The sequence below is a fragment of the Rhizobium sp. 18065 genome (genome assembly GCF_902706095.1).
Taxonomy (GTDB): Bacteria; Pseudomonadota; Alphaproteobacteria; order Rhizobiales; family Rhizobiaceae; genus Allorhizobium.
Genome location: NZ_CACSJP010000014.1, coordinates 21,481 through 36,964, shown reverse-complemented (window position 1 = coordinate 36,964; position 15,484 = coordinate 21,481). Strand labels below are relative to the sequence as shown.

The following is a 15,484-nucleotide window of genomic DNA, read 5'->3' as shown; positions in this document are numbered from 1 at the left end:
TGCAAGCGGCCAAGCCGAAGCAGAGCTATATATCAAGATGCAGGTCGCCTCCCTCGGCAGGCACCGAGCAACAGAGCAGCACATCGTCTCTCGCGACCGGATAGCTGGGCTGCGAGAAATAGCTAACACTGCCCTTGATGACCCTGGTTCTGCAATCACCGCAATGGCCTGCCCGGCAACCGTATGCTGGGCTCAGGCTGCGCTGCTCGGCGAGATCCAGCAATGAGCCGTCGCCTGTTTTCCAACGGGCCTCTTTTGCCGACTGCGTGAAGATGACGCGGACAGGCGCAGTGGCAGCCTGCTGGACGGCAGGTGCCGCTAGCCGGTCGCGCATCACACCCGACGGGCCGAAAGCTTCCGCATGCAGGCGTTCGTCGACAATATTCAACCCGCGCAACCCGTCATAGACCGATTGCATGAAGGACGCAGGACCGCAGAGATAAAAGTCATAATCTGCAAAGGGCAAATGCGCCTTCAACATCTCTACGTCGATGCGACCTGCCGCATCGTAACTACCTTCGTCCCCGGGTTCCGCTTGACCCAACACCCTGACATCATGGATCGAGCCCTTGCCACGGTCGACCAGCTCGGCGATTTCGCGATCGAAAGCCCGCTCCCCGTGCCTGCGCGACGACCGGAACAACCAGATCGGACGGCGATGACGGGTCCTATCGCCTTCGTGCACGATGTACCGCAGCATGGACAGCAAAGGCGTGATACCGATGCCGGCAGCAAGAAGTACTGCCGGCCGCCTGCGCTCCATCGCGTCGATGGTGAAGGCTCCCGCTGGAGCAAGCGCCTCGATCTCGTCGCCCGCCTGCAGCCCATGCAGAAGGGTGGATACCCTGCCCTCGCGTTTGACGCTCAGCCGGTAATAGCCGTCGGACGGTGCGCTCGATATCGTGTAGCTGCGGCGGATCGGCTGATCGCCATCGGCAATCCTGACCGGCAGATGCTGGCCGGCCAGATGCGGGATAAGAGCCTGGCCATCCGTTGGTGCGAGATGCAGCGATCTGATCGTCTCGCTTTCCTCGACGATCCCTTCGATGCGAAACCGTCTCCATGTGGTCGCTTTGGCGGCAGCCTGGAGACGGGATTGCGCCTCGCTCCAGCTTCCCGTCATCAGGCTGCTCGGCGACATTCCGTCCTCGGCAAAGGTCCAGCGCAAAGGCAGCGCCTGGCCACGCAGAACCACCTTGTCGGGCAGCACCCGCCACAGCCGCTCGGCGCCCTCGAAGGCTGCGATCTCGGGGGAATCCAGAATGACCTGAACCCGGCCGGAAAGCTGCAGCACATCACCCGTCTCGTGATCGACGAACAGCATGCCGGCGCGCGGATTGACGAGGAAATTGCCAAGCGTGTTGAAAAACAGGTTGCCGTTGAAATCCGGTATGGTCAGGCCGCCATCGGCATCGATGCGCACGAAACCCGGCCGGCCGCCGCGATGGGACACGTCCACCTGCCGGCCCTCGTCATCGCGGTCGACATAGGATGCGACGAAAAACGTGTCGGCCGCTTCGATGATGGCCCGGCTCCGGTCGTCCAGCCGGTCCAGCACAAGCGCGGTAGACGAGAACGGCTCTGCCGGATCGCGCACGAAGGCAAACTGCCGGTTCTGGATGTAGCGCGGGCAGTTGCCATAGCTGTGTTCGACGCTGACGGAAAAGCGATCGCTGCCGCTGCGGCGGATCGTGCCGTTCATGCGGTTGCGGCGCCGGGTGATGAGGTCGATGCTGAGCATGCCGATCGGATCGCCATCCTTCATTCCCTGTTCCGCCGGGTCGCCGGGATCGCCTGCGGCCTCGACATCAAGGGTCAGCGGATCCGGCGAATGCAGGAAGCCGGGCTGGCCGCTGCGGATCGTCGCCCAGGGAGTGCCATCGGCATCCACCGCACCGATGGCGATGAACGGCAGCAGCGGATAAAATTTACGATGCTGGTCGAGCAGGAACCGACGCACGACCTTGCGTCCGACCGTATCCATATGCTCCGCGACACCGGCATGGCGCTGCAGTTGCAGCTCGCCATCATGCCAGGGCGAAACCCGTGTTGTGACTTTGTCGAGCATTGTCGCCTCCAGATCGAAAAGGAATGCAGCCGGTGGCGGCCGGCCGCATTCAGCGCTGTCAGGCGGCAAGGCCGACTGCAGTCCTGGGGAATGCGACAAAACCTGGCAGTGCTTCGATCCGCGCCAGCCAGTGGCGAACATCCGGATGGCGCGCGAGATCCACGTTCCCTTCCGGGGCGCTGACGATGTAGCTGTAGAGCGCGACATCGGCGATCGTCGGCTTGTCGCCGGTGATGAAGCGGTGCCGCTGCAGCTCGGCATTGATCAGGCCCAGAATGCCGTGAGCACGGGCAATCACTTCATCGGCGCGGAAATCGGCACCAAATACCGTGATCAGGCGGGCAGCGGCCGGACCATAAGCGATCTCTCCGGCTGCGACGGAAAGCCATTTCTGGATGCTGGCAATGGTCGCCAGATCGTCCGGCAGCCAGTCCTTGCGACCGAGCTTGGTGGCCAGATAGACGAGAATGGCGTTGGAGTCGCTGACGACCAACCCGTCATCGTCCAGAACAGGCACCTGGCCAAAGGAATTGAGCTTGAGGAAATCAGGCTTTTTATGCGCCCCGTTTGCAAGGTCGACATCGATGATCTCTGCCTTCACGCCGAGCAGCGAGAGAAACAGGGCCGCCCGATGGGCATGGCCCGAAAGCGGAAAATGATAGAGTTTCATGAAAGGCTCCTTTGGGTGCGGAACAGAGGTTCCGGCGACCCTTGAGAAGCTAGTGCCATCCACATTCCTGCGGTAGACTGCATTATCTGGAGTTATCCTCTCGTTTTATGGAAGGTAAAAAATGGACCGTCTTGATGCGATGGCCGTGCTTCTGGCCGTGGTGGAGAATGGAAGTCTGTCTGCAGCCTCACGCGCTCTGCACTCGCCGCTGCCGACCGTCAGCCGTAAGATCTCGGAGCTCGAGGCCCATCTCGGTGTCCATCTGGTGACCCGCACCAGCCGCAAGATCCTGCTGACGGAGGCCGGGGAAAGTTATATCGGTGCGGCGCGCGAAATCCTCGGCCGCGTGGAGGAGGCGGAACGCCGCGCCTCGGGCGAATATGTCGCGCCGCGGGGCGACCTGACGATCACCGCGCCGATCGTTTTCGGCCGGCTTCACGTGCTTCCCCTCGTTACCGATTTCCTGAAGGCTTTTCCGGATATCAATATACGCCTCGCCATGAGCGACCGCTCGGTCAGCCTTGCAGACGAGCAGATCGACATGGCACTGCGGATCAGTCAGCTTGCGGAAAGCAACCTGATCGCCACCCGTCTCGGCGCGATCCGCACAACGGTCTACGCCCATCCGGACTACCTGAAACGCCACCCTCGCCCACTGCATCCCCGCGACCTTGCGAACCACGACTGCATCGCCTTTCAAGGCGTGCTTTCGCCCAAGTTCTGGACCTTCAGGGATGGTGGACAGGATATCTCGACGACGATCCGCACGCGGCTTTCCGTCAATACGGCCGAGGCGGCCGTGGATGCAGCGGCATCGGGCCTCGGCCTCACGCGCGTGATGTCCTATCAGGCACGGAATGCGGTCGAAACCGGTCTATTGGTGCCTCTGCTGGAGGACTTCGAACAGGAGCCGTCGCCCGTGCATCTCGTACACCTGTCACAGGGTCTGATGCCCCTGAAACTCAGGACATTCCTCGATTTTGCCGCACCCCGGCTGCGCGCGGTTCTTCGCTAGACAAGCCCGACGCGTTCGTTGCAAACACATACGGATGCCGCTCCTACGATGCGGCATCCGTATGTTGATGTCAGCGGCCCAAATGGCTGTCTAGCAGGGTTGTCCAACTCCAGCATGCTGCCGGTTGGAGCGCGGCCCAATGGCTGAGACGAGTGTCGTCACCACACCTAAGGCGGCGATGAAAGCTGAGCCTGCCATATATTCCTCCCATCCGGCTCCCGGCGCGGCGGCAAGGACAGAGGCGGTGAAGGCTAGCACGACGCCGCCGCCGATCTGGAAGGAGGCAAATAGCAAGCCCGAGGCGAGACCGGATTCACTTTCGCCGACTTCGCCCAGTGCTGCGATCTGTACGGCGGGATAGGTCATGGCATAACCTATGCCGAGCGGGATCTGCGACAGCGCGGTGAGCAGTATCGGGTCGATATGGCCGAGACCGAAGACCCAGATGACATATCCAAGAGTTAGCAAACCGGTGCCCAGGACCATCAACAGGGTGCTTCGCTTTTGCGCCATGACGGCAAAGCGGGGCGCCAGTACCATGACGCTGATACCGACGAAAACGAAGACGAGACCTGAGCTCAGCGCCGACCAGCCAAGAACGTTCTGGTAGTAGAGCATCGCGACAAATTGGAAGCCGACATAGACGCCCTGGAACAGGCCAGCGACGATATAGGCATGGGTAAGCTTGGCGCGGCGGAAGATCGAGAGCGGCACCATGGGCACGCTGTGGTTGGCTTCGATCACGATGAACAGCAGGATCAAGGCGGCGGCGGCCAGCAGCGAGCCCCAGGTGGTGGGGGCGCTCCAGCCATCAGCGGCCGCATTGGTGATGCCGAAGACGAAGAGCAGCAGACCTGGCGTGATGGTGATGGCACCCAGCCAGTCGAAGCTCGGCCGCGGCCCGCTACGCTGCTTGTCGGCCGGCAGCACAAAAGGCGCCACCAGCAATGTCAGGACCGCAACGGGTGCTCCCATTACGAGAGTCGCACGCCATGAAAAGATCGTGGCGACGCCGCCGACAACCATGCCAAGCACATAGCCCACGGCTGCGGTCGATGAAAAAATCCCCAAGGCACGTGCGCGAGCGGGCCCTTCGCCGAAGACCGATAGCAGCAGTGCGAGGGCCGCTGGAGCTGTAAATGCGGCGGAGATGCCCTTGACTAGCCGAGCGGCGATCAGGGTCGGGCCGCTATCGACAAAACCGCCCGCAACGCTGGCGACGGCAAAGACGCCAAGGCCCCAGAGAAAGGTCCGGCGATGGCCAAAAATATCGGCGACCTTACCGCCGAGCAGGAGGAAGCTGCCGAAACCCAGTACATAAGCGCTGACCGCCCATTGCAGGGACGTGGCGGGCAGGCCGAGCTCTGCCTGGATGGCAGGAATGGCGACGGCGATGGACGAAACGTCGATCGAGTCGAGGAATTGGGCAGCGCAGACCAGCAACAATGCCAGTCCGGCAACACCCCGTATTTGTTGGGTGCTCATAATGTTGATTTCCTTTGTTGAGTGACGGCGCGCGGACTGCGCAGCGTCTGGTTTGATTTCATCGGGCATCGGCGAGCACAAGCGCTTCGCCGGATTCCCTCATTTGAGGGAAATTCCTTCGGCCTTCAGAGACGCCTGAACACTGGGTCGCTGCAACATTCGCACGATGAACCGTTGGATCGAGGTAAAGCCCGAGGGATCGACCCTCACGCGGGGCGACCAGCTCAGGATGTTGAAAAGAAAGGCGTCGGCGACCGAGAAGCCCGATTCCAGCAGGTAGTCATTTTTGGAGAGGTGCTCGTCCAGATATGCGAACCGGGGACCGAGATAACCCTCGATGTACCGGGCCTTCGAGCCGACGTCCAGGAATGGCGAGAATAACGTGTGGTAACCCTTGTATATGTCGGTCGCCACATAGTTCAGCCATTCCAGTGCGCGATAGTGCTCTGGCGAGTCACGCGCAGGCATGAGCTTGTGTTCCGGGCTGTGATCGGCGATCCATTGCAGAACGACCGGCGCTTCAGTGATGACTTCACCGTCATCAAGCTTCAGGGCAGGCACGAAGCCCTTTGGCGTGACCCTGAAGTAGTCGCCTTCGACGGTCGTCTTCGTTCTGAAATCGACTCTGACGAGTTCGAAATCCCGTCCCGCCTCGCGTAGGGCGATCTGCGGTGCAAGGCCGAGGGAACCCGGAGAAAAGTAGAGTTTCATGTCAACTCCATCATATGTTTGCGCGATCGAACCTGCGCATGGATTGTGTTGTTGGAAATGGAACCGGGATAAACCTTCAGGCGACATCGCCCGATCGTCTTCGTAGATGCTAACGTCGGCTCCATAGCCGGCGGTGCGTCTCGATCCGGAAACGTCGCCGGGTCCGGCGCCGATCCCTGGACAGATCGAAATCGAACTGATGGGACATCGCGCTTTCAAATCGTACAGCGGGACCGGGCACACTTCGCGGTGCGCCCGGAAGCCGGTTGGATTGGTCTACGCGCCCGTAGAGGCGTCAAAGGCGTCAAGCGCGCGGGACGAATACACCAATGCGGCACCAGCATTCATGGCAACCGCGACGCCCAACGCCTCGGCCAGTTCGCCACGGGTCGCGCCCGCCTTGACGGCTTCGTTGCTGTGGATCGAGATGCAGCCGTCGCAGCGGGTGGTTACTGCGACCGCGAGAGAGATCAACTGGCGCGTCTTCTCGTCGAGTTGGCCGGTCTTTGAGCCTGCGCCTGATGCAGTCATATAGCCCTTCACCGTGTCAGGCGTCAGCTTCGCCAGCTCGCTGACCTTGCTCAGGGCATCGGTACGGTTCTTATTCCAGTCCATTTTTGGCTTCCTTTGGTTCGCCGCTAGCGCGGGGTTATTGAGTTTGGAGATTGGCCGCCGTCGCCAGCGCTTGGTTTCGGCCGGCGGCTTGCGGTCTGTTTGCTGCTCAGCGCGGAGGCAGTCCTTCTGCGGCGCGTGCTGTCCGGACGCTGGGACGCTGCTCCATGCGTTGCATGAAGCGTTCGATAGCCGGATAGGCTTGATTTGATGCTCAGGCCCCCGGGATCGGCGTCGGCAAGATCGCGTTGAAATCGCTGGCCGCATGGCGCTCGAATAGGAACTCGCCTGGCTTGTCCGAAATGCGGTTCACGAGACGTCCCCGGGCGACGGCGGGACGCTTGGCGATCTCGCGATACCAGCGCATTAGGTGAGTGTATTCCTGGACGCTGACGAACTCGTGGGTGTTATAGACGCCGAAGAGGCTGCCGGGCTGCCAAGGCCATACCGCCATGTCTGCGATCGTGTATTCGTCGCCGGCCAGATACTGGTTCTTCGCCAGATGCTTGTCGAGAACGTCGAGTTGGCGCTTCACTTCCATCGCATAGCGATCGATTGCATATTCGATCTTGAGCGGCGCGTATGCGTAGAAGTGCCCGAGGCCGCCTCCGACGAACGGCGCCGTCCCCATTTGCCACATCAGCCAGTTGAGCGTGCGGGTGCGGGCGCGCTGTTCGGTCGGCAGAAAGGCTCCGAATTTCTCGGCAAGATAGACCAGGATCGATCCGGTCTCGAACACCTCAATCGTGGGATCGACCGAATGATCGACAAGCGCGGGGATCTTCGAGTTTGGGTTGATCTCGGCAAAGCCGCTACCGAACTGGTCGCCCTTGAAGATATCAATCAGCCAGGCGTCGTACTCGGCGCCCGAATGGCCGACCGCGAGGAGCTCCTCGAGCATGATGGTGACCTTCTGCCCGTTGGGCGTGCCCTGCGAGTAGAGCTGCAGCGGCTGCTTGCCGACTGGCAGCACCTTCTCGAACGTGGCGCCCGAGACAGGGCGATTGCTGCTTCCGAAGGCGCCTCCATACGCGTTTTTTTGGGTCCAGATCTTTGCGGGCTCGTAGCCGGCGGGCAGGTTGTCTTTCGGGTCGCTCATGTCGAATCTCCTGGAAGGAACTGATGGACGCTTGCTTGTCTCTCACCCTGTCGGGCTATCGTTATGGAGATAATGCCGGCGGCGGCGCGGATAAACAGGCCGATTTTCCGATCATTGCGGCCCAATTGGCCGCAATGCCGATGGGCTGGCTTTCGTCGCTGGAGTATCTGTTATCGCCCAACAACGCTGATTCCATCCGCCAGCTTATGCGCATGCCGAAAGCCTGATGCGACATACTTCCGCGGGCGCAGCGACCCTAAGGTGAAGCCCGGCATATTTCCTATAGGATACAAGTAGGACGCAATGATCGGAAAAACGGCCTGTTTATCTACCCACGGCCATCGCTAGATTGATCGCGTCGCTCAGCAGAAGCCGACCCCCAACGACGAACACGCAGCAGGTTCGAGACGTGTCTGTCTCGGACGGTGCCCGGCGTCCTAGTGTGACGGCCGGTCGCCTCACTGCGCAATTTGAACAATAAGGTGTCACCATGTCCGTATCAGACCTATTTAAGCCGCTCTCCTTAATACACGGCCCCGCCATGCGGAACCGCTTCATGCTGGCGCCGCTGACCAATCAGCAGAGCGATCTCAGCGGGGCAGCATCCGACTATGACCAGGAATGGATCCGTCAGCTGTCACAGGGCGGCTATGGCCTGATCACCACCGCCGCGACATTCGTCGAGGCTGGCGGTATTGCTTTCAGCCGCCAGCTCGGGATCCACGACGACGCCCATCTCCCCGGTCTCGCCAAGATGGCCGCTGCCATCCGCGAGGGTGGCGCCCTTTCGGCTGTTCAGTTGCACCACGCCGGGCATCGTGCCAATCCGCTCCTTGGCGGCATCCCTTCTCCGGCGTCGAGCCGGACGCTAAAGGGGGTGAACGCGCTAAAGACCGAGGAGGTGGAGCGGATTCGCGACAGTTTCATTGCGGCCGCACGGCGCGCCGAGATCGCCGGCTTCGACGGCGTCGCGCTTCACGGCGCCTTCGGATGGATCCTTTCCGAATTCATGTCACCGCTTCTGAACGACCGCGCGGACCGTTATGGTGGCAGCCTTGAGAACAGGGCACGCCTTACCACCGAGGTGATGGAGGGCATCCGCCGTGCGTCCGGTCCCGACTTCCAGATCGGCTGGCGCCTGTCCGTGGAGCGCTACGGATTAATCCTGGACGAGCTGCAGACGATCACTGCGGCCATCTTCGACCGCGAGCTGATCGACTATCTCGACGTGGCGCTTTGGGACACGGCGCAGATCGTGCAGGACGGCACGTTCAAGGGACAGACCATGCTCAGCGTCTTCACCGAGATCCCACGCAAGCGGGTTCGCCTTGGTGTCGCCGGTAAGATCTGGAGCGCCCATCGGGCCGCGGAGGTTCTCGACGAAGGCGCGGACTTCGTGCTTGTCGGGCGCCCCGGCATCCTCGAGCGGGATTTTCCGCTGCGCGTGAAGGCGAACCCCGAGCATCGCAGCCCCACTTTGCCGGTCACCGCCGAGTTTCTCCGCCAGGGGGGACTGAGCGAACGCTTCATCCGCCACCTGCGCGGCTGGGACTATTTCGTCGAGCCCGGCAGTCTCTGACATTCGGAGTCAGGCGGAGGGAGCAACACTGATCTCCTCTCGAAGCGCCTCGCGCAGCGACTCCGTCATGAACTTCACGAATGTCGAGACCTTCGGGAGCGGGAACTTGCTGCGCGGCCAAAGCAAGCGGAACGCCCGTGTCTTCTTCTCAGCGTCCGGCAGCACTTCCTGCAGGCTTCCGGCGCGCAGCTTCCCCGCAATGGCGAAATAAGGCGCCGATGCGATCCCGCATCCGGCTTCCGCGAGTTCGATGAGCGCGACGAAGGATGTCGCGGCCAGCGCCATCGGCAAGTCGATACCCTCTGGGACGGCAGGGCCCCAGTCGCCGAGTTTCCCGGTGTCGTAGAAGCGGTGGTGCAGCAAGCGATGCTGCGCTAGGTCCGATGCCGTCTGCGGCATGCCAGCCGTGTCGAGGTAGCCTGGCGACGCGATCAGGCGGTTCGTGAAGTCGCCCAGCTTCACGTGCATCAGGCGGCTGTCGGTCACCTCGCCCGACCGGATGACGGCATCGAAGCCATCGTCGATAACGTCGACGAACCGGTCGTTGTAGTCGATGTCGAGCGTGATGTCGGGAAACCTTATGGCAAACTCGGCAAAAAGCGGGGTCAGGAGGTCGCCGGCGGCCGGTGCCCCCACCCGCAGGCGCCCCTTCGGCTTGGCGGTGGATTTGGCCAGCTCCGCTTCGGCAGCCTCGAGCTCGGCCAAGACGCGGCGGCACCGATCGAGGAACATCTCACCCTCATGCGTCAGTCGAATGGCGCGCGTCGAGCGGTGGAACAGGCGCACTCCCAGCTGATCTTCGAGTTTGGCGATGGTCTTCCCGATCGCCGATGAAGACAGGCCGAAATGCTGTCCGGCCAGCTTGAAGCTGAGCAATTCCGCCGCACTCACGAACGTCGACATGGCGCCGACGCTCTCTATCCGAATTCCCATGACTTCGAAATGCTCCGCAATGTTCGGAAATGTCGCCCTATTTATCTATGAGATCCAAATCCATATCAATGTCCATGCGCAACGGTGCCGCGACGTTGGCGCTTAACCCTTGGCCAGTCCGGTTGGAGACAGCAGATGAACAACGTGATCCGGCAGACGGAATCCTTCGGATCGGACAGCCGGGCCGTCCGGAGGTTCGAATGGCGAGGCGAGACCATCCGCTATGTCAGCGAGGGCACTGGCCCCGCCGTTGTCCTGCTACACGGCTTTAGCGGAAGCGCCGAAAATTGGCTGCTGCAGCGTCGTCGCCTGGCGCAGACACACCGGGTTCTCACGCCCGATCTGCCCGGGCACGGAAGGTCGACGGGCCGCGCGATCGACTTCGCCGACTACTGGCGCGTCATCGAAGCCATGCTCGATAACGCCGGGGAGATGTCTGCGACCATGTGCGGCCTCGCTGCCGGTGCGCGCGTTGGCGCTGCCCTCGCGGCGCAACGCCCAGAGCGGGTGCGGGCCGTCATCATCGTCAATTCGTTCTTCCGCCTCAACGCGAAGGATCGTGCGCAGCGTGAGGAACTGTATGAGCTGCTGCTGGAGGAAGGTGGAGTGACTCTCTGGGCCGATCGGTTGCTTGCCCTGATGGATGTAAGTGATCATCCGGTCATCGCGCGTGGATTTCACCGATCCCTCGCTCAGATCGATCCGCATCACATCCGGCGTGTGTTTCTGGAGCAGCTTGCCCAGGATCAGCGGCCCGAGCTGGAGCAGCTGGGCTGCCCCGTGCTCGTGATCCGCGGCGCGCGCGACGCGCTCATAAGCGACTATGTGATTGAGGAGACCATTGAGCGCCTCGAGCGTGCCGAAATGGTTGTGCTCGAGACCGGGCATCTGCCCTATCTTGAGGCTCCCGCCGACTTCGATCGCACCGTGCTCGACTTCCTCGAGCGCAACCACATCTGAATTTTGTATGGACTTTGGAGATCCATCGACACTACAAAACTGAACCGCACCGGGTTTGCCGGAGGCCATTTCGTTTAAGTTATGCGGCCATGGCTGGGTCGTCCAGCATGGCGTAGTATCGCTCTTCGGCTTCGGCTGGCGGTATGTTTCCGATGGGCTCCAGGAGGCGTCGGTGGTTGAACCAATCGACCCATTCCAAAGTGGCGAATTCCACCGCTTCGAAGTTCCTCCATGGCCCGCGCCGGTGGATGACCTCGGCCTTGTAGAGACCGTTGATGGTTTCTGCGAGGGCGTTATCGTAACTGTCGCCGACGCTTCCGACAGAAGGCTCGATGCCAGCTTCTGCCAACCGCTCGGAGTAGCGAATAGACACATATTGGACGCCGCGATCCGAGTGATGCACAAGGCCGCCACCATGAACGGGACGCCGATCATGAAGTGCCTGCTCAAGGGCATCGAGGACGAAGCTTGCATGTGCTGTCCTGCTCGCCCGCCAGCCAACGATGCGACGAGCGAAGACGTCGATCACGAAGGCCACGTAGACGAAACCCTGCCAGGTGGCGACATAGGTAAAGTCAGAAACCCACAGCCTGTTGGGTGCAGGGGCTTTGAACTGGCGGTTAACCCGGTCAAGCGGGCTCGGAGCCGACTTGTCCGAGAATGTCGTGCGGATCGGCTTTCCTCGAATGATCCCCTGCAGGCTCATCGATCTCATAAGCCGGGCAACAGTGCAGCGGGCGACGTCGACGCCCTCCCGCTGCAATTGCCGCCAGACCTTCCGAACGCCATAGACACGAAAGTTCTGCTCGAAGACACGGCGTATCTCGATCTTCAGGCTGACATCGCTGCGGGCGCGGATCGACAGGCGATCCACATCCAGGCGCTTGGCGACATTCTCGTGATAGGTTGACGGGGCAATCGGCAATAGTTTGCAGATCGGCTCGACCCCGAACACGCGACGATGTTCGTCGATGAAAGAGATCATCGTTTGAAGGGGCGGTCGAGCTCCGCCTGGGCGAAATAAGCAGACGCCTTGCGCAATATCTCGTTGGCCTGACGAAGCTCGCGGTTCTCACGCTCCAGAGCCTTCATCTTCTCGGCCACATCGCTCGGCAGGCCTGCTCGTTTGCCGGTGTCGACCTCGGTCTTCTTAACCCATTCGTGCAGCGTGGCTGGCGAGCAGCCAATCTTGGCCACAATAGATGAAACGGCAGCCCACCGGGACGAGTGTTCTGCTTCGTGATCCAGCACCATACGAATGGCACGTTGACGGACTTCAGGTGAAAACTTGTTCGTTGTCGTGCTCATAGTGGCTCCACTTTCTCAGAAGTTGGAGCCTCCGGCAAAGCCGGGGCGGTTCAAGGTCTTTATCCGTCGGTTCGGCGGGCCCGGGTCCAATATCGTCTTAAATACCTAACCTAAAAACAAAAAACCTCCGCGTGCTGTGCGGAGGTGTTTTTAAAATTTGGTTGCGGGGGCCTGAATCCACAGAGACTTGTGTGTTTCGACATAGATCGGCAAGGGCGGAACTATTGCTGCTTCGGGTCGAGTTGATTTGCCTTTGCAGCATAGCAACAATCGGGATCGGCCAGGAAGAGCGCTGTCCGCATTTGGTGAGGGACGATGAAACATACCAATCAATGGTGCAGCTGAGATTCTTGTCGGCAACCGCTTTGACAACTGAGCGGTTGCGCTACCAAGATGGCTTCCCGGTGGCAACACGCTGATCAACAGCCTCGCCCGCCTCAAGGGCGCGGGGATACGCGCCCGTAATTACATCCATCCTCCAATCGGCAGCGAAATGAATATCGGTTGCACTGACTGGTCGACCGAAAAGGAAGCCCTGACCATAGGGACAGCCGAGCTCTTGCAAGGCCTGGAGCTCCATCATGGTTTCCACACCTTCGGCAACGACCTGCTTTCCCATTGCCTTCGCCATGTCTACGATGGCCTTCACGATGGCATGATCGGCGGTGGAGCCAGTCATCGCGCGCACGAAGGCGCCATCGATCTTGATCTGGTCATAGGCGAATTCCTTCAGATGCACGAGGGACGCGAACCCGGTGCCGAAATCGTCGAATGCAACGGTGAAGCCCGCTGCCCGTAGCGCCTCGAGTTGCCTGCCTATGGCAGCGCTCTGCTCCGACAACATGACGCCTTCTGTGACTTCGATCTGGATATGTCGGGGCGACAGCCCGGCCGACCGGGTTGCGCTCAGGATTTCTTCGACCAGGCCGGGGCTGCGCGGCGATGCCGTGAACTGCGACGACGAGACGTTGATCGCGATATGCCCGAAATCGATGCCGGCCGCCTGCCACTCCCTTGCCTGTGCGACCGAGCACCGGAGCACATGTTTGCCGATTCGCCTGGAAAGCGCCGGCTCGTCGAAAGCTGCGGCAAAGGCCGCAGGACCGAGCATCGAACCATCAGGCTTCTTCAGCCTCAGCAGTGCCTCGAACCCGATCCGCCGTCCCGTATCGAGCGCTATCTTCGGCTGGTAGTAAAGCGTGAAGAGATCCTCAACGATCGCCTCTTCAGCAAGCGCCAGCGCCGCCTTGTCGGTTTTTGCATGATTGAGCCTGCCCGGTTCGATCCGGGACAATAGATACCGATCTTCGGATTGCAGCAGGCGTTCCACGGCGCAGTGTGCCAGCCGCTCCAGCACCCCGCGCTTGTCGGCGCCGAGCCGCCGCGGCACGCGGTCGAGAACACAGAGCGAGCCGAGCCGAAGTCCCGGCTCTATTTCCAGCGGGATTCCGGCATAAAAGCGGATCCTGTCGCCTCCGGTCACGAAAGGATTGTCGGCAAAACGGACATCGCGAGCGGCATCGGGTACGATGAAGGGTCGCGATGAGCGAATCGTGTGGTCGCAGAAGGCGTCTGCCCTGCGCGACCCATATCCTTCGATGCCCCGTTTTGACTTGAACCACTGGCGTTCCCCGTCAAGCAGGGTGATGAGCCCGATCGGCATGTCTGCCGCGAGACAGGCCGCGTCAACCAGCGCATCAAGCACCGGATCCGAGCCGGACGAAACGCTGGAAACTTCTCTCAATCGTTTGAGGCGAGCCGCTTCATCGGGCCCGGATCGATCGGGTTCGACCATTTCTTGGGAAAAAACATGCCGATCAACGAACTGAGGCATAGGCACCTCTACTCCTGCAGTTGTTGGATTTTGGTCAAGCGATAGCCCACGCCGCGGATCGTCTTGATGACCTCACCGCTGGCGGCGTCGAGTTCCGCGAGCTTGCCGCGAAGCCGGTTGATGTAGACGTCGATCGTCTTGTCGCGCGGATCGTACTCGCGGAAGAGCGCCTGGCGTGCAATGCACGATTTCGGGCAGTCCTCGCCGGCGCAGGCGTGAAGAACCTGCAATATCCGTCCTTCGAGGGCGGTCAGCGGCTGACTGGCACCATCGAAATCCATCGCCAGGCGTCCGATGTCGCATTCGATATTGCCGACCTTGAAAGCAAGGCGGTGCCGGGCGGCGTTGGGGCCCAAGCGCGCGGCGTGCAGACGATGAACGCGGGCGCGCAGTTCCTTGACGCTGAACGGTTTCATCACATAGTCGTCTGCACCAACACTGATGGCGTCCGCGCGGCTGTCGGCATCGCCGGCACCCGAGATCATGATGATCGGGATATCAGAGCGCGCGCGTGCAATGCGAAGCACCTCGAGGCCGCTCCCGTCTGTAAGATTGATGTCGATCAGGATGCAGTCATAGGAGGCGAGTTCGTTGGAATGGATGAAGCGGCTCGCCTGCTTCACGGATGCAAGGCAATCCAGCCGGTCTCGCGAATCCGACCAGTTCAGCCGCAACATATCAACGACGTCGCGTTGATCTTCTATGATCATTATGTTCATTGTCTTTTCGGGTGCCTGATAGGGTGGCCCACGCGTTCTTCCCGAGCACCATGGGGCGCAGGTAACATCGGCCGCAGCTTTGGCTGCATGTCTTCGCCTGCCGATATGGGGGCTCGACCCAGGCTTTCCAAGGTGGCGAAGGGGGACGTCATCCGAGACAAGCGATTGACGAAGTCCGGCTTCAACTCCTTCAGGAAGCAAAGTTGCAGATGTCCCGGATCGCGCTGGACGACGATACTGCCGACCAAGATGTCAAACCTGCCGATCACGAGATAGAGGTGATCCGGAATCTGCGACCTGCCTATCCGCACAGTGGCGCCGCCCTCGCTGATTTCGACGACCAGACAGCGAATGATCTGCGCCCTGCGCATCCATTGTCCGGTGAACAGCAGATTGCAGAAGAGCGTGACGCTGCGGCAATACCATTTGCGGCTGAAGTAGTCGGATTGAACACGGCTGAGATAGGTTGTTTTCTTGGTGTGTTTCACAGC

15 protein-coding genes and 1 other annotated feature are annotated in these 15,484 nt (G+C 60.9%); of the genes, 4 read left to right on the top strand and 11 right to left on the bottom strand.

The window, feature by feature from the left end; genetic code table 11:
* Positions 1–25: 25 nt before the first annotated feature.
* Both GVK95_RS22790 and GVK95_RS22785 read right to left on the bottom strand, forming a co-directional pair.
* Positions 26–2,068, bottom strand: coding sequence for a pyridoxamine 5'-phosphate oxidase family protein (locus GVK95_RS22790; RefSeq protein WP_159952983.1), 2,043 nt, complete (start codon positions 2,066–2,068; stop codon positions 26–28).
* A 58-nt stretch (positions 2,069–2,126) separates the two neighbouring features.
* Positions 2,127–2,738 (bottom strand): glutathione S-transferase, encoded by a 612-nt coding sequence (locus GVK95_RS22785; RefSeq protein WP_159952982.1) that lies wholly within the window; start codon positions 2,736–2,738, stop codon positions 2,127–2,129.
* Between the two features lie 121 nt (positions 2,739–2,859).
* Here GVK95_RS22785 and GVK95_RS22780 point away from each other — a divergent pair, with 121 nt between their 5' ends.
* Complete coding sequence (locus GVK95_RS22780; RefSeq protein WP_159952981.1) at positions 2,860–3,753, top strand: LysR family transcriptional regulator; 894 nt, start codon at positions 2,860–2,862, stop codon at positions 3,751–3,753.
* Positions 3,754–3,843: 90 nt separating this feature from the next.
* Here GVK95_RS22780 and GVK95_RS22775 read toward each other — a convergent pair whose 3' ends face one another.
* From GVK95_RS22775 to yghU, 4 genes are all read right to left on the bottom strand, one after another.
* Complete coding sequence (locus GVK95_RS22775; protein ID WP_159952980.1) at positions 3,844–5,238, bottom strand: MFS transporter; 1,395 nt, start codon at positions 5,236–5,238, stop codon at positions 3,844–3,846.
* A gap of 99 nt (positions 5,239–5,337) precedes the next feature.
* Positions 5,338–5,949, bottom strand: a complete 612-nt coding sequence (gene gstA / locus GVK95_RS22770) for a glutathione transferase GstA (protein ID WP_159952979.1) — start codon at positions 5,947–5,949, stop codon at positions 5,338–5,340.
* Positions 5,950–6,225: 276 nt separating this feature from the next.
* Complete coding sequence (locus tag GVK95_RS22765) at positions 6,226–6,564, bottom strand: carboxymuconolactone decarboxylase family protein (RefSeq protein WP_159952978.1); 339 nt, start codon at positions 6,562–6,564, stop codon at positions 6,226–6,228.
* 211 nt (positions 6,565–6,775) lie between these two features.
* A complete protein-coding gene (gene yghU, locus GVK95_RS22760) occupies positions 6,776–7,660 on the bottom strand; it encodes a glutathione-dependent disulfide-bond oxidoreductase (RefSeq protein WP_159952977.1) in 885 nt (294 codons plus the stop codon).
* A 35-nt stretch (positions 7,661–7,695) separates the two neighbouring features.
* On the opposite strand from yghU, the gene GVK95_RS22755 reads away from it, so the two are divergent.
* The gene (locus tag GVK95_RS22755; RefSeq protein ID WP_159952976.1) at positions 7,696–7,887 is read left to right on the top strand and encodes a hypothetical protein; all 192 of its coding nucleotides are present in this window, start codon (positions 7,696–7,698) and stop codon (positions 7,885–7,887) included.
* A 263-nt stretch (positions 7,888–8,150) separates the two neighbouring features.
* Entirely contained in the window at positions 8,151–9,239 is a 1,089-nt protein-coding gene (locus GVK95_RS22750) for an NADH:flavin oxidoreductase (RefSeq protein ID WP_159952975.1), read from the top strand.
* A 9-nt stretch (positions 9,240–9,248) separates the two neighbouring features.
* Here GVK95_RS22750 and GVK95_RS22745 read toward each other — a convergent pair whose 3' ends face one another.
* Positions 9,249–10,142 carry a LysR family transcriptional regulator gene (locus tag GVK95_RS22745; protein WP_244618869.1) on the bottom strand — a complete coding sequence of 298 codons (894 nt, stop codon included), beginning with the start codon at positions 10,140–10,142 and terminating at the stop codon, positions 9,249–9,251.
* A gap of 165 nt (positions 10,143–10,307) precedes the next feature.
* Here GVK95_RS22745 and GVK95_RS22740 point away from each other — a divergent pair, with 165 nt between their 5' ends.
* Positions 10,308–11,132 carry an alpha/beta hydrolase gene (locus GVK95_RS22740; RefSeq protein ID WP_159952974.1) on the top strand — a complete coding sequence of 275 codons (825 nt, stop codon included), beginning with the start codon at positions 10,308–10,310 and terminating at the stop codon, positions 11,130–11,132.
* Positions 11,133–11,211: 79 nt separating this feature from the next.
* Here GVK95_RS22740 and GVK95_RS22735 read toward each other — a convergent pair.
* The 4 genes from GVK95_RS22735 to GVK95_RS22720 form a co-directional block, all read right to left on the bottom strand.
* Positions 11,212–12,440 (bottom strand): IS3 family transposase gene (locus GVK95_RS22735; protein WP_159952973.1). Its coding sequence is split into 2 segments (ribosomal slippage): positions 11,212–12,149 and positions 12,149–12,440, totalling 1,230 coding nucleotides; the frame shifts between segments, so codons are not numbered across the junction.
* Positions 12,043–12,159, bottom strand: a sequence feature (AL1L pseudoknot). (Overlaps the previous gene by 117 nt.)
* Positions 12,441–12,825: 385 nt before the next feature.
* Positions 12,826–14,274 carry an EAL domain-containing protein gene (locus tag GVK95_RS22730; protein ID WP_159952972.1) on the bottom strand — a complete coding sequence of 483 codons (1,449 nt, stop codon included), beginning with the start codon at positions 14,272–14,274 and terminating at the stop codon, positions 12,826–12,828.
* An 8-nt stretch (positions 14,275–14,282) separates the two neighbouring features.
* Positions 14,283–14,984 carry a response regulator transcription factor gene (locus tag GVK95_RS22725; RefSeq protein WP_280178093.1) on the bottom strand — a complete coding sequence of 234 codons (702 nt, stop codon included), beginning with the start codon at positions 14,982–14,984 and terminating at the stop codon, positions 14,283–14,285.
* Between the two features lie 5 nt (positions 14,985–14,989).
* Entirely contained in the window at positions 14,990–15,481 is a 492-nt protein-coding gene (locus GVK95_RS22720; RefSeq protein ID WP_159952970.1) for a hypothetical protein, read from the bottom strand.
* Positions 15,482–15,484: the final 3 nt, after the last annotated feature.

Coding starts and splice junctions, on each gene's coding strand:
- GVK95_RS22790 (WP_159952983.1), bottom strand. CDS start 2,068: ATGCTCGACAAAGTCACAACACGGGTTTCGCCCTGGCATGATGGCGAG.
- GVK95_RS22785 (WP_159952982.1), bottom strand. CDS start 2,738: ATGAAACTCTATCATTTTCCGCTTTCGGGCCATGCCCATCGGGCGGCC.
- GVK95_RS22780 (WP_159952981.1), top strand. CDS start 2,860: ATGGACCGTCTTGATGCGATGGCCGTGCTTCTGGCCGTGGTGGAGAAT.
- GVK95_RS22775 (WP_159952980.1), bottom strand. CDS start 5,238: ATGAGCACCCAACAAATACGGGGTGTTGCCGGACTGGCATTGTTGCTG.
- gstA (WP_159952979.1), bottom strand. CDS start 5,949: ATGAAACTCTACTTTTCTCCGGGTTCCCTCGGCCTTGCACCGCAGATC.
- GVK95_RS22765 (WP_159952978.1), bottom strand. CDS start 6,564: ATGGACTGGAATAAGAACCGTACCGATGCCCTGAGCAAGGTCAGCGAG.
- yghU (WP_159952977.1), bottom strand. CDS start 7,660: ATGAGCGACCCGAAAGACAACCTGCCCGCCGGCTACGAGCCCGCAAAG.
- GVK95_RS22750 (WP_159952975.1), top strand. CDS start 8,151: ATGTCCGTATCAGACCTATTTAAGCCGCTCTCCTTAATACACGGCCCC.
- GVK95_RS22745 (WP_244618869.1), bottom strand. CDS start 10,142: ATGTCGACGTTCGTGAGTGCGGCGGAATTGCTCAGCTTCAAGCTGGCC.
- GVK95_RS22740 (WP_159952974.1), top strand. CDS start 10,308: ATGAACAACGTGATCCGGCAGACGGAATCCTTCGGATCGGACAGCCGG.
- GVK95_RS22730 (WP_159952972.1), bottom strand. CDS start 14,274: ATGCCTCAGTTCGTTGATCGGCATGTTTTTTCCCAAGAAATGGTCGAA.
- GVK95_RS22725 (WP_280178093.1), bottom strand. CDS start 14,984: ATGATCATAGAAGATCAACGCGACGTCGTTGATATGTTGCGGCTGAAC.